This window comes from Ruegeria sp. AD9, assembly GCF_056542305.1.
The window spans coordinates 47,706-59,994 of sequence record NZ_JBQFZP010000007.1; the positions used below are offsets into that span (position 1 = coordinate 47,706).

The 12,289-nt window shown below is 55.8% G+C and carries 13 protein-coding genes and 1 tRNA gene; 9 read left to right on the forward strand and 5 right to left on the reverse strand.

Features of this window, described 5'->3' with window-relative positions; translation table 11 throughout:
- Positions 1–59: 59 nt before the first annotated feature.
- The 4 genes from rpmA to ACR0AM_RS12125 all read right to left on the reverse strand — a co-directional run bounded on the left by rpmA (position 60) and on the right by ACR0AM_RS12125 (position 2,818).
- A complete protein-coding gene (rpmA, locus tag ACR0AM_RS12110) occupies positions 60–329 on the reverse strand; it encodes a 50S ribosomal protein L27 (RefSeq protein WP_050602452.1) in 270 nt (89 codons plus the stop codon).
- 11 nt (positions 330–340) lie between these two features.
- Positions 341–952 (reverse strand): 50S ribosomal protein L21, encoded by a 612-nt coding sequence (locus tag ACR0AM_RS12115; protein WP_480623037.1) that lies wholly within the window; start codon positions 950–952, stop codon positions 341–343.
- Positions 953–1,172: 220 nt separating this feature from the next.
- Positions 1,173–1,976 (reverse strand): DUF2059 domain-containing protein, encoded by an 804-nt coding sequence (locus ACR0AM_RS12120; protein ID WP_480623038.1) that lies wholly within the window; start codon positions 1,974–1,976, stop codon positions 1,173–1,175.
- Positions 1,976–2,818: a DUF2059 domain-containing protein gene (locus ACR0AM_RS12125; protein WP_480623119.1), complete on the reverse strand. Its 843-nt coding sequence runs from the start codon at positions 2,816–2,818 to the stop codon at positions 1,976–1,978. Before ACR0AM_RS12125 ends, ACR0AM_RS12120 begins: the two co-directional genes overlap by 1 nt.
- Before the next feature lie 123 nt (positions 2,819–2,941).
- Between ACR0AM_RS12125 and ACR0AM_RS12130 the strand changes: the two genes are divergently transcribed.
- The 9 genes from ACR0AM_RS12130 to ACR0AM_RS12170 all read left to right on the forward strand — a co-directional run bounded on the left by ACR0AM_RS12130 (position 2,942) and on the right by ACR0AM_RS12170 (position 11,732).
- A tRNA-Ser gene (locus tag ACR0AM_RS12130) sits at positions 2,942–3,031 on the forward strand.
- Positions 3,032–3,279: 248 nt separating this feature from the next.
- Entirely contained in the window at positions 3,280–3,834 is a 555-nt protein-coding gene (locus tag ACR0AM_RS12135; protein WP_480623039.1) for a hypothetical protein, read from the forward strand.
- Between the two features lie 208 nt (positions 3,835–4,042).
- On the forward strand, positions 4,043–5,071 hold the full coding sequence (locus tag ACR0AM_RS12140) for an alcohol dehydrogenase catalytic domain-containing protein (protein ID WP_480623040.1): 1,029 nt from the start codon (positions 4,043–4,045) through the stop codon (positions 5,069–5,071).
- 75 nt (positions 5,072–5,146) lie between these two features.
- Positions 5,147–6,022 (forward strand): branched-chain amino acid ABC transporter permease, encoded by an 876-nt coding sequence (locus tag ACR0AM_RS12145; protein ID WP_480485668.1) that lies wholly within the window; start codon positions 5,147–5,149, stop codon positions 6,020–6,022.
- A 3-nt stretch (positions 6,023–6,025) separates the two neighbouring features.
- Positions 6,026–7,123 carry a branched-chain amino acid ABC transporter permease gene (locus ACR0AM_RS12150; RefSeq protein ID WP_480623041.1) on the forward strand — a complete coding sequence of 366 codons (1,098 nt, stop codon included), beginning with the start codon at positions 6,026–6,028 and terminating at the stop codon, positions 7,121–7,123.
- Entirely contained in the window at positions 7,120–7,884 is a 765-nt protein-coding gene (locus ACR0AM_RS12155) for an ABC transporter ATP-binding protein (protein WP_480623042.1), read from the forward strand. Before ACR0AM_RS12150 ends, ACR0AM_RS12155 begins: the two co-directional genes overlap by 4 nt.
- Positions 7,881–8,654 carry an ABC transporter ATP-binding protein gene (locus tag ACR0AM_RS12160; protein WP_480623043.1) on the forward strand — a complete coding sequence of 258 codons (774 nt, stop codon included), beginning with the start codon at positions 7,881–7,883 and terminating at the stop codon, positions 8,652–8,654. The genes ACR0AM_RS12155 and ACR0AM_RS12160 overlap by 4 nt, the downstream gene beginning before the upstream one ends.
- 5 nt (positions 8,655–8,659) lie before the next feature.
- Positions 8,660–10,546 carry an AMP-dependent synthetase/ligase gene (locus ACR0AM_RS12165; protein ID WP_480623044.1) on the forward strand — a complete coding sequence of 629 codons (1,887 nt, stop codon included), beginning with the start codon at positions 8,660–8,662 and terminating at the stop codon, positions 10,544–10,546.
- Between the two features lie 25 nt (positions 10,547–10,571).
- Complete coding sequence (locus ACR0AM_RS12170; RefSeq protein ID WP_480623045.1) at positions 10,572–11,732, forward strand: ABC transporter substrate-binding protein; 1,161 nt, start codon at positions 10,572–10,574, stop codon at positions 11,730–11,732.
- Positions 11,733–11,800: 68 nt separating this feature from the next.
- Here the strand turns inward: ACR0AM_RS12170 and rpsI are convergent, their stop codons facing one another.
- Positions 11,801–12,286: a 30S ribosomal protein S9 gene (gene rpsI / locus ACR0AM_RS12175; RefSeq protein ID WP_209503959.1), complete on the reverse strand. Its 486-nt coding sequence runs from the start codon at positions 12,284–12,286 to the stop codon at positions 11,801–11,803.
- Between the last annotated feature and the right edge of the window lie 3 nt (positions 12,287–12,289).

A 12,289-nucleotide genomic window follows, 5' to 3' on the forward strand; every position in this document is an offset into this window, starting at 1 on the left:
GGGGACCGGCACTTTGTGCCGGTCCCCCATGAATTTTCTTAAACCTTCTGGGTCTCGGCTTACTCTGCGGCCTCCGCCACTGGCAGGACCGAAATAAAGGTGCGGTTTTTAAGTCCCTTGTGGAACTTCACGGCGCCATCGACAGTTGCAAAGATGGTGTGATCTTTGCCAATGCCTACGCCTTCGCCCGGCCAGAACTTGGTGCCGCGCTGACGCACGATGATGTTGCCTGCGATAGCGGCCTGGCCACCATACAGTTTTACGCCAAGGCGACGACCAGCTGAGTCGCGACCGTTACGGGAGGAACCGCCAGCTTTTTTATGTGCCATTCTCTCTCTCCTTAGCCTTTAGCCAATTCTTTGGCTTGCTCAACCCATTCGGGTTTCACTTTGACCGTTTCGATAGCAGCAATCTGCTCATCCGACAAGACGGCCAGAGCGGCAAAGCTCGCGATACCGGCCTCAACCAGCTTCTTGGCGGCGGCAGGGCCGACACCGTTCAGTTGGGTCAGATCGTCAGCAGCGGCAGCAGCGGGTGCTTCAGCCTTGGCTACTGCTTTCTTGGCAGGCTTTGCAGCAGTTACCGCTTCGCCAGCCGGAGCTGAACCGGTTGCAGCTTTGATGCCCGATTTGTCAGCGCCCGACGCCAGAATGTCGGTGATTTTGACCAGTGTCAGTTTCTGACGGTGGCCAACGGTACGCTTCGAGCTGTGCTTACGACGGCGCTTGACGAACTTGATGACCTTGTCACCTTTGATCTGTTCGATCACTTCGGCCTGAACGCCTGCGCCTGCAACGAAAGGTGCGCCAACAACCGGAGCGTCACCGCCCAGCATCAGAACATCGTTGAATTGAACTTTTTCACCTGCGTCGGCAGCCAGCTTTTCAACGCGGAGGATATCGCCCGCCTGAACCTTGTACTGCTTGCCGCCAGTCTTGAGGACCGCAAACATGCGTCTTTCCTTTTCTAACCCGCGTTCTGTGGTCCCCTTTGCGGGTGTTTTGGCCCCAAGAAACTTGAAAGCCACCTCGAACAGCGCGCCCTTTTCGGGCTGTGTGAATGACCCCTGACAATGTCATGCAGGCCATATAATAACGATACCCGGCGCGGAAAACCGGCCGGGATGCGCGCTTATCCATAGAATGCAGGTAAAAGTCAACACCAAAGCGGCGTTAAAGATCGGACGCCCTCAGCGCCTGTGCAACCGCCTGCCCCAGGCGATAGGAAATATCATTGAACATGCGGTCAAAGCCGTCAAACACGGCGTCATTCAGGGCCCGTCCCGTTTCGGTTCTTGAAAACGCGATATTTTCGCGCATCTGAGCCTCGTCCAACGGGCGGTAGGCCATAAGAAGAAACGAGAAAAGCCACTCTTCGGTGTCCTCGCTCCGACTGTCCTTCTGCAACAAAAGCTCGGCCAGCAGTTCCTGATCGTCGGTCCGCGCATCAACATCAAGACCCCGAAAGAAGCTGTAGTCTGACGTCAATGCCCCCTGAACATTCTTTTCAATCAGGTTATTTGCCTCGATATATTCCTTGACCAAAGCGAACTGAGCGGTGCTGCGTTCTGCGGATTTATAGGCTTCTCGGGCCATGTCTTCGATTGCCTGATCCGACATGGCGCGCCGGGCCGAATTCTCCAGCGTTACGATGGTCTGGCCAAGATCGCTTTCAAAAAACAAGATGGCCTGATCAAGCTGAACATCGGACATGCCCGCCACGAAGGCGTCCGTCAAATGTTTCCGCATCCAAAGGGGATCGTAGATACGATTGACCTGCGCCTCGAAATAAGCGCCGCCCTTGTTGTCCAAAAAGGTATCATCAAGAGTCTCGCGATGGCCCTGCCCCTCTTGAACAAGGATTTCCATCACCTGCGTCAGACGCATGGCTTTTGCCAGTCGGTCGACTTTTCCATCGGCATACAGCGGCAGTGCCCAACTCAGAGCGACCACAAATGCCAGAACTACGCGCTGCATCAAATGTCCTGTGCCGGGTGCAATTCGGCCATCCGTGCGGCAAGAACCTCGAACCTCATGGCCATGATCTCATATTGGATGGCGTTCAACAGCTCGTAGACTTCCTGCATCAGCGGCTGTTCCAGCGCGTCAACATATGTATCCACATCAGCGTCGGAAAAACCTTGATAGGTGTAAGCCGCACCGGCCAGATTAGACAGTTGCAGCGACTGGCGCATTGCCGGTTCATTTTGCTTCATCAATTCGCGCAGTTCATCCCCGCCCAACTGCAGCTCGATGACCCCCGATGCGCTGGCCGCCAGAAGGAAACGCACCTGAATTTCCTGCAAGGCACGCAGTGCCGTGCCTGTGGAATCAATCGCGTTGTTCATGCGTTTAAAACTTTCGACCCGTTTCGATCCGCTCTTGATCAGGTCAGAGATAATCCTTTGACCTGCCAATTGCTTGACGTCATCGTCTTCTTGCATGTGTGAGGCATTCTCGGCCTCGACGAGACGTTGCCCCAGATCAGACGCGTAAAACTCGACAGCGTGTGCCAGGGCCTCGTCGCTTAGGGTCTGCTCCAGAATGGAAACAGCGGTGTCGTGCATTGCATCGACTTCAAAAACCTCGTCCGTCAAACGGGTCCAGTCCGAGCCGAACCCCTCTGGGTCAACACCCAACATCTGCGGCGCGGATCGTGAGCTCAGGGCGATGCTTTCAAGAGCCACGTCAAACCCGGTTGTGGTCAGAAAGGCCTCGATCCGATCTCGGTTCGCTGCGGAAAGCTCCAGAGGAACCAGAACAAGTGCCAGAAACGGGGCGAGAAACCAAATGGCGATGCGGTGTGCAAACTGTGTCATAGCAATCAGAGTAGGTGTTTTACGCTGGCAGGCAACGGAAAATCCCGGCATTCACGATTTCCGGAATTTTCTGCTTGCACCCCCGTTCGTTCCTGACTAAATCCCCCCCTCACAGACCCCCGCGGAGAGGTGCCGGAGTGGTCGAACGGGGCGGTCTCGAAAACCGTTGTGGGTGCAAGCCCACCCAGGGTTCGAATCCCTGTCTCTCCGCCACAATTCCAATATCGAAAGCCGTTAGAAAACGTCTTCCGGTGTGATTTGGGTTCTCAACAAATTGCAAGTGGTCCGTTGTCAGAAACTGTAGTGGCTTAGGTCACCCGGCGTGTTCTTGCCGTGAATTCGAGTGCAATCAGCGTAGCCCGGCTCAAACCTCTATTCTGCTGAGAATTCACAGGAATTCCCCTTTGTATATCCGCTACATTTAACGCATCCCGGCGACACATTTTCCAAAGGAGACACACATGTCGCGTATTCTCATCCTCCTCATCATCGCCGCTGTCGGTGTTGGTGGTTACTACTATCTCAACCAGTCCGAACAAACCCCGGCTGAACAAGTGCAATCCGCAACGCAGGAGGCGGGCGATGCAGTGGCTGATGCCGCGGCAACGCCTCAGGAAGCTGCGACTGACGCGCTTGAAGACGCAACAGAACAGGCCAGCGAGGCAGCTTCATCCTTGACCGAACAGGCTCAGGAAGCCGCGTCGTCGGTTGCCGATCAAGCCAGCGAGGCGGCTTCTTCTGTCGCGGAACAAGCATCCGAGGCAGCACAGCAAGCCGGTGATCAGGTGGCGGCGCTGGCGGGTCAGGGACAGGAATTGCTGAACTCCTGGATTCAGGAAGGCAAGCTGGATCCCACCAATTTCGACTATCAAGGCATCATGACCTCGATTCAGGACAGCACATTGGCCACGGATCTGAAAGAACAGGCGATCAAGATCGTAAATGACATTAAAAAGTCGCCTGAAACCATCGCCTTGAAGATTCAGGAACTGACCGCGCTGTTGACGCAGCAATAACAAAGAAGGGGTCGGTAGCCCGTTCCCGGCCCCTACCCCTCACGCCTATTTTTCGGGCGTGCCCTTACGTTATCGTTTCTCTGAATTGACCCAGTGTGCGGCATTTGATTGGCTGCTCCGACACGATATCCGCGCTCAATGTCACCAGTCGGCAGTTTCCTGTTTAGACAGGTGTGCGCTTTGAACACGCCATCTAGAGGATGATCCCATGACTGACCTGCCCAAAATAATGAAAGCTGCTATCCTGAAACACGGCGGGTACTCGGACACTTCGACCGGACCAGTCATCGAGGATGCGGCTGATTGGCTTGAAGCAGCGGAACTGCCCGCTCCCAATCCCGGCCCCGGTCAGGTTTTGATCCGCCTGCGCGCGTCGTCGGTCAATCCGTCCGACCTCCACTTTATCAAGGGTGAATATGGCCAGCCGCGCGTCAAAGGTGCCGCGGCCGGATTCGAAGGCTGTGGCGACATCGTTGCAACCGGAAAAGGTGCCGAGGCGCTGAAGGGGCTGCGTGTCGCTTTCGTGGCCGCTGGATCCGGTGCTTGGGCGGAATACGTCGTGACGCAGATGCAAATGTGCATCCCCTTGCGTCCGGATATTTCAGATGATGACGGGGCCGCGCAAATCGTCAACCCGCTTACCGCGATGGCGATGGTGGACATGGCAAGGGAAGACGGCGATGCATTTGTGATATCCGCTGCGTCCAGCCAGTTGGGAAAACTGATGTGCAGCCTCGGGCGTGATCTGGGGTTGAAACCCATCGCGCTGGTGCGCCGGGCCGAGACAGTCGAAATGCTGAAAAGTCTTGGAGCAGCCGAAGTGCTTGTGACGTCCGATCCTGAAATCGGCGAGAAGTTTGCCGCGATAAGCGCCACGCTGAAGCCTCGGGTCTTCCTTGATGCGGTGACGGATCAACTGTCCGAGAAACTGTTCTGCGCCATGCCCAACCGGGCGCGCTGGGTCAGCTACGGCAAACTTTCGACCGAAGCGCCAACGCTTTCCCAGACCGGCCAGCTGATTTTCATGGGCAAACGGATCGAAGGTTTCTGGCTGACGCAATGGATGATGTCGACACCGCCCGCTGACCAGATGCGGGTTGTGGCCGAAGTTCAGGCCCGCTTTGCCGATGGTCGCTGGAAAACGGATGTTTCCGAACACCTTACTCTCGAAAATCTTGTGTCGAATCTTGCCGATGCGCTGAAAAAGAGTGACGGAAAGGTGATTATCACCCCATAGTAGAACTCACCTGCGTTACCGGAGGATACACGCGGGCGGACGAAGACGCTGGAAAACCGGTGGAGGGAGGACAGTGTGGATAACGCGCAGCTGCTGATTAGCGGGCTGGCGAACGGGTGTGTCTACGGCCTGATCGCGCTTGGCTTTGTACTGATCTACAAGGCTACCGAAGCGGTGAACTTTGCGCAGGGCGATTTCATGATGCTGGGCGCATTTGTGACCATCGGCCTGACAAATACCGAATACATGGGGTTGCCGTTCTGGCTCGCTCTGCCTGTTTCATTGGGAATAATGGGCGCGCTCGGTTTTCTTCTGGATCGCCTGATCATTCGCCGCTTGTTCGGTGAAAGCCAGACCGCCGTTGTCATACTGACCATTGCTTTGGGCTTTGTGATCCGTTTCGTTGCCGGTCTGATCTGGGGGCACGAGCCGCAAACGCTGCAAAACCCGCTTGCGGGCAAAGAAGTGCGAATGGGCGGTCTTGTACTGGGGATGGAGGATGTCGCGATAATCGTTGTTACGGTGCTGCTGACATGGGCACTCTATGTTTTCTTCAGCCGCACCAAGCTGGGTCTGGCGATGCAGGGTGCCTCGCAAAACCAGCTGGCAGCTTATTACATGGGCATTCCCGTCAGGCGTGTTCAGGGATGGGTCTGGGCTTTGGCCGGAGGCGTTGCAGGAATTGCCGGAATTCTCTTTGCTGCAAAAGGCGCTGTGGATCCGACAACCGGACTGCTGGGCATCAAGGCGTTTGCCGCCGCCGTTATCGGCGGATTCGGCAGTTTGCCGGGTGCATTGGCCGGAGGGCTGATTGTCGGCATTATCGAACCCTTCGCCAGCCGGTACATTGCGGCAGGTTACAGCCAGGTCGCGCCATACGCTTTGCTGCTTGCCGTCCTGATCTTCCGACCAAACGGGCTGTTCAGTCAGGTCCGGGTCAAGAAGGTCTGAGCCATGCGGATCGTTTTCAAAACCGACTACATGCAGGATATCCGCCCCTGGAAAGACGGGTTCCAGCTGCGCCTTTATCTGCTTCTACTGTTTGTCGTCGCGGCCGCGCCTTTCGCACTGGACGATTTCTATCTGGGTGAACTGACAAACGTTCTGATCTGGGCCATCGCCGGTCTGGGTCTGATGATCCTGACCGGACATACAGGGCAAGTCAGCCTGGGCCATGCGGCCTTTCTGGCCTTTGGCTGTTACGCCAACGTGGCCCTGATTGAGGCAGGCGTTCCTTTTCTGGTTGCGTTTCCGCTGGCCGGAATTCTGACCGGGATCGCGGGTGTGACCGTCGCAGTCCCTGCGCTGCGGCTTCACGGTATCTACCTGGCGATCTTTACCATGGCGCTGTCCATCCTGATGGATGACATCATCGTTCTGTCCGAGCCGATCACTGGTGGTGTCGCTGGTAAATATATCGGCGGGGTCGAGATCTTTGGCCTTACGGTTGACCGCTGGGGGACGCCTGATCTTTTTTACTGGCTGGTTCTGTTCGTCACCGTTCTGGTCACGTTGGGATATATAAACCTGCTGCGGGCCCCATTGGGTCGCAGCTTCATCGCCGTGCGCGACTCCGAGGTTTCGGCACAGGCAATGGGTATCGATATCGCGCGAACAAAGATGATTTCGTTTGCCCTGTCCTGTGCGGTTACAGGTTGGGCCGGCGCGTTGATGGGGCTGTTTGCTGGTGCGTTTAACAACGAAACCTTCAGCGTCCTGATCTCGATCCAATTGCTGATGATGATCGTTATAGGCGGGCTGGGCTCGATTCATGGCGCGTTTCTGGGCGCGATTGTTATCGGATTTTTGCCGCAGTTTCTATCGATTTCAAAGGAATATGTCGGCGCGATCATCGGCGGAAACACCGTTGCCATTCCGGGGCTGGAGTTCGGCATCTTTGGCATGATCCTGATTGCATTCATCCTTTTCGAACCCATGGGCATCTATGGCCGTTGGCTGAAAATCCGCACCTGGTTCGAACTGTTTCCTTTCTATCGCAAGGACATGTTCAAACGGCAGAAATCCTATCTCAAGACGGAGCGTCTGAGATGAGCTTGCTGGAATTTGAAAACGTTACCCTGAAATTTGGTGGTCTGACAGCCGTGGACAACTTGTCCTTCGAGGTTCAGCAGGGCGAAGTCTTTGCCATAGTCGGGCCGAATGGCGCGGGCAAATCGACGGTCTTCAATCTGATCTCGCGCTTTTACGAACCGTTTTCAGGGTCGATCCGGTTTGATGGTCACGATCTGCTTCAGGTTAAACCGTCTGGCGTGGCTGCCTTTGGGGTGGCGCGAACCTTCCAGAATATCGAGCTGTTCGAACACGCAACTGTCCTGCAAAATCTACTGGTCGGAAGACACAGGCATCGGACAACGAACTTGATTTCAGAACTTTTGTTCACCCCTGCGGTCCGACGGCAAGAGTTGGAGAGCCGGGAAAAAGTCGAACAGATCATCGATTTCCTCGACCTGCAGGCCTATCGCGACAAGATGATTTCAGGGCTGCCTTATGGCGTACGCAAAGTGGTCGAAGTGGCACGTGCCCTGGCGACCGATCCCAAGCTGCTGTTGATGGATGAACCAGCCTCGGGACTGTCGGTGGAAGAGACGACCGATATGCGCTGGTGGATCGACGATATCCGGCGGCAAATGGGAATTACCGTACTGATGGTCGAACACGACATGGGATTGGTATCGGGCGTGTCCGACCGGGTCCTGGCCATGGCAGATGGGGCAAAGCTGGCCCTCGGGTCTCCGGCAGACGTGCAATCGCATCCAGCCGTGATCGAGGCATATCTGGGGAAAGCCTCATGAACGCCCCGATCTTGCAAGTCCGCAATATCGAAAGTTTTTATGGCCCAATCATGGCCATTCGGGGCGTTTCGCTGGATGTTCACGAAGGGAAAATCGTGTCGATCCTTGGCGCAAACGGCGCGGGCAAGACCACATTGATGAAAACCATCTCTGGCGTGATGGACCCGGAAAAGGGAACAATCACCTTTGATGGCGGCGACATTCAGGGCTGGGAACCGCACAAGGTTGTCCAGCGCGGGTTGGTTCACATCCCGGAAGGGCGCGAAGTTTTTCCACTGCTGACGGTTGATGAAAACCTAAGCCTCGGCGCCTACACCCGCAAAGACAAAGACCAGATCGAACAGGATCGTGAGCTGGTCTTCCGTTATTTTCCGGTTCTGAAAAACCGTCGGTCGCAAGAGGCCGGAACCCTTTCGGGCGGACAGCAACAGATGCTGGCCATAGGGCGCGGATTGATGGCCCGGCCTCGTATCATGTTGCTGGATGAACCGTCTCTGGGCCTGTCCCCTCTGCTGGTGCAAGAGATCTTCGGCATTCTCAAACGTCTGAACGAAGAACAGAACATGACGATGTTGCTGGTTGAACAGAATGCCAATGCGGCGTTGGAACTGGCGCATCACGGCTATGTCATGGAGGTGGGTCGCATCGTCATGGACGGGGCCGCGGATGCGCTTTTGCAATCCGAGGATATTCAGAGCTTTTATCTTGGAAAACAGGAAGAAGGCGCGCGCGAAAGCCGCCGCTGGAAGCGGAAAAAGACGTGGAGGTAAGACGGATGGACGCCACGCCCCTACCCCCTCAGGTCATGATAAACGGCGTTCAGTTCAACGCAACGGCAGGGCAGCGCCCGGTACGCGTTGATGGCTGCATCACCATTGCAGAGTTGTTCCAAAGCCGATGTGCTGAACTGGGCAGCCGAACGGCGCATCGCGAAAAAGACCTGGGTATCTGGAAATCCTATTCCTGGGCCGATTACTGGCAGCATGCCAAATGGATCGGGCTGGCCTTGCGCAAGCTGGGACTGGAACGCGGCGATGTGGTCTCAATCTTGTCCGAGGACCGCAAGGAATGGGCATGGCTCGACATGGGCATTCAGGGCGTTGGCGGTATAGCTTCCGGCGTCTATACCACGGATTCCGCCAGTCAGTTGCAGTATCTGATCAACGACAGCGGCAGCAGGTTTCTGATTGTCGAGGATGAAGAGCATCTGGACAGGTTTCTGGGAATTGAGGCCGAGGTTCCTGATCTGATCAGGGTGATCATCCTAGAGGACGAAGGGCTGCATGACCTGAACCATCCGCGCTGCATGATGATCGACGAGTTGTTCGCCTTGGGCCAAGAGGCGGAACTGGCCGAGCCCGGGCGCTTTGAAGCGGAAATCGCATTGGCCAAACCGCAGGACATTGCCTTGCTGGTCTATACGTCGGGTACAACCGGTCAGCCGAAAGGCGCAATGCTTAGCCATGAAAACATCCTGGCCGCCATCGAATCCGCTGCACGGGTGCTGCCAGCGCTGCCCAGCGATGAACAGCTGTGTTTCCTGCCTCTGTGTCACATTCTGGAACGCGATGTTTCGGTCTATTTCCCCTTGGCGGCCCGCTGCACTGTCAATTTTGCCGAAAGCCCTGAAACTGTTTTCGCAAACCTTCAGGAGGTTTCGCCCTCAACCTTCACAGCGGTGCCAAGGGTTTGGGAAAAGATATACTCACACGTCCAGATCCTGACACAGGAAGCCACGCCTTTGGGGCGGCTGGCATTCGGCCTGGCATTAAAAACTGGTGCGCGCCGTGCCGGATATCTGAGCGCAGGCCAACCAGTTCCAACCGGCGTCGCCACCAGATTCTGGTTCTGGGATCAGCTGGTTTTGAAAAACCTGCGCCGAATGCTGGGTCTGGACAAACTGCGACGAGGCGGAACAGGCGCCGCGCCAATCTCGACCGATCTGCTAAAATGGTACTGGTCCATCGGCGTGCCGTTGGTGGAAGGGTTCGGGATGACCGAAACTTCGGGCCTCGCCACGCTCAACACCACAGACAGCAATAAGATCGGAACCATAGGCAAAGTTGTCGAAGGGTGCGACATTCGCATCTCGGACGATGGCGAAATCCAACTAAAGGGCCTGAACATTTTTCAGGGATACTGGCGCAACAACGCGAAGACAGCAGAAACCTTCACCGCCGATGGCTGGCTGCGTACCGGGGATATGGGGTCAATAGATAAGGATGGCTATGTCACCATCACGGGCCGCCTGAAGGATATCATCATCACCGCAGGTGGTAAGAACATCACCCCAGCCGAGATCGAAAGCCGCCTTAAGTTCAGTCATTATGTCGCGGACGCAATCATCATCGGGGACAGGCGCAAATTTCTGACGGCACTGATCATGATTGATCAGGAAAATGTCGAAAAATACGCGCAGGGCCATAAAATCCCCTTCTCGAATTTTGCCTCGCTATGCGCGGCACCGGAAATCAGGCAGTTGATCAGTTCGGAAATTGCCGCTGTTAATGCAGAATTTGCGCGGGTCGAACAGATCAAGGATTTCCGTCTGATCGACGTCCTGCTGACCGCTGAAGACGACGAACTGACTGCGACGATGAAGCTGAAACGCGGACTGGTTGAAAAGAAACACGGGCATCTGATCGAAGACATGTACACTTGACCAAAAGATTAACGGGAGGAAAGAGATGAAGAAATTACGCAACAGTCTGGCGGCTGCATCACTGCTGACAGCATCGGCAACACTTGGTTGGGCGCAAACACAGGGCGTGACCGATGATGAGATTGTCATTGGTTCTGTCAACGACCTGAGCGGGATATTCGCCGCAGTGGGTGTTCCGGCAACCAAAGGTGCAAATGTCGTCTTTGATCGGGTGAATGCAGCCGGTGGCGTGCACGGGCGAAAAATTCGTTACGTGGTCGAAGACAACGGCTATCAGATGCCACGTGCGATGCAGGGCTATAACAAACTGCTCAATCGCGACAAGGTATTTGCCATGCTGCAATCGCTTGGCACGCCGATGAACATGGCAGGGTTCAAGCTGTTGGATCCCAAAGGCATTCCCAACGTAGCGCCTCTTACAGCTGCGCGTCAGATGTTGCAGGAACCCATGCGGAACAAGTTCACCTCCTTCTCGACCTATTTCGATCAGGCGCGCGTTGGCGTGAACTATCTGGCTGGCGAGTTTGGCTCAAAGACGGTCTGCACCATGTACCTGCCGACAGATTTTGGTGAGGAAATTCTAGAAGGCAGCAAGGCCGGAGCCGAAGAAGCCGGGATCACTTTTGGATCAGAAACCACCCATAAACCGGATGAGACAGATTTCGTCGGATCGCTGAGCAAGCTCAAGGAAGAGGGTTGTGATATCGTCACCATGGCGCTTGGGGTGCGGCAGGCGATCACTGTCGTGGGCACCGCTAAGAAAATGGGCCTGACCGATATGAAATTTCTCGGCACCTCGGCCAGTTTCCTGACGGTCGTGGCGCAGGTGCCCGGTGGCGTGACCGATGGATTCTACGCGGCAGCCTCATGGCAGGATCTTTGGGCACGCGCGGATCAACCTGCCCCGGCCGCATTTATCGAGGAATACAAGGCAGCCACAGGCGAAGATCCGGTCGGATTTGCCATGCTGGGTTATTCGGCGGCTGAAATGATGGTCAAGGCGTTGGAGGCCGCAGGCCCTGATCTGACGCAGGACAGTTTCATCGCAGCGATGGAAACGCTGGATTATCAGGACGATCTGGTTGGCAACCACATAACCTATGGTCCTGAAGACCATCAGGGCGCGGATACTGTGTTCGTCAACGTTGTTGAAAACGGTGCGTGGAAACTCGTTCACGAAGAATGAATCCCTGACCCGCGCAAAGCAAAAGGGCTCGCAAGTGCGAGCCCTTTCTTTTGGGAATTCCCGGCGAATTAACGCTTCGAGAACTGGAACGAACGGCGGGCTTTGCGCTTACCGAATTTCTTACGTTCCACAACGCGGCTGTCGCGGGTCAGGAAGCCAGCGGCTTTCAGTGCGCCACGCAGGTTCGGATCATAGAGTTGCAGCGCTTTCGAGATGCCGTGCTTAACCGCACCGGCCTGACCGGTCAGGCCACCGCCTTTGACGGTTGCAACAACGTCGAATTCACCTTCTACGCCGGCAACCTGGAACGGCTGGCGCAGGATCAGCTGCAGAACGGGGCGTGCAAAATAGACGTCCTGATCTTTGCCGTTTACGGTGACCTTGCCGGAACCCGGCTTGATCCAAACGCGGGCAACAGCGTCTTTACGCTTGCCAGTGGCATAGGAGCGGCCCAGCTCGTCACGTACGGGTTCACGCACGATGACTTCTTCGGCCACGGTTTCAACGCCTGCGACGGCGCTCAGCTCTTCGAGAGTATTGATCTGATCAACCATCGG

Excerpts from the sequence above, each read along its gene's own strand:
- rpsI (WP_209503959.1), bottom strand. The coding sequence starts at position 12,286 with ATGGTTGATCAGATCAATACTCTCGAAGAGCTGAGCGCCGTCGCAGGC.
- ACR0AM_RS12115 (WP_480623037.1), bottom strand. The coding sequence starts at position 952 with ATGTTTGCGGTCCTCAAGACTGGCGGCAAGCAGTACAAGGTTCAGGCG.
- ACR0AM_RS12150 (WP_480623041.1), top strand. The coding sequence starts at position 6,026 with ATGCGGATCGTTTTCAAAACCGACTACATGCAGGATATCCGCCCCTGG.
- ACR0AM_RS12165 (WP_480623044.1), top strand. The coding sequence starts at position 8,660 with ATGGACGCCACGCCCCTACCCCCTCAGGTCATGATAAACGGCGTTCAG.
- rpmA (WP_050602452.1), bottom strand. The coding sequence starts at position 329 with ATGGCACATAAAAAAGCTGGCGGTTCCTCCCGTAACGGTCGCGACTCA.
- ACR0AM_RS12135 (WP_480623039.1), top strand. The coding sequence starts at position 3,280 with ATGTCGCGTATTCTCATCCTCCTCATCATCGCCGCTGTCGGTGTTGGT.
- ACR0AM_RS12125 (WP_480623119.1), bottom strand. The coding sequence starts at position 2,818 with ATGACACAGTTTGCACACCGCATCGCCATTTGGTTTCTCGCCCCGTTT.
- ACR0AM_RS12140 (WP_480623040.1), top strand. The coding sequence starts at position 4,043 with ATGACTGACCTGCCCAAAATAATGAAAGCTGCTATCCTGAAACACGGC.
- ACR0AM_RS12120 (WP_480623038.1), bottom strand. The coding sequence starts at position 1,976 with ATGCAGCGCGTAGTTCTGGCATTTGTGGTCGCTCTGAGTTGGGCACTG.
- ACR0AM_RS12155 (WP_480623042.1), top strand. The coding sequence starts at position 7,120 with ATGAGCTTGCTGGAATTTGAAAACGTTACCCTGAAATTTGGTGGTCTG.
- ACR0AM_RS12160 (WP_480623043.1), top strand. The coding sequence starts at position 7,881 with ATGAACGCCCCGATCTTGCAAGTCCGCAATATCGAAAGTTTTTATGGC.
- ACR0AM_RS12170 (WP_480623045.1), top strand. The coding sequence starts at position 10,572 with ATGAAGAAATTACGCAACAGTCTGGCGGCTGCATCACTGCTGACAGCA.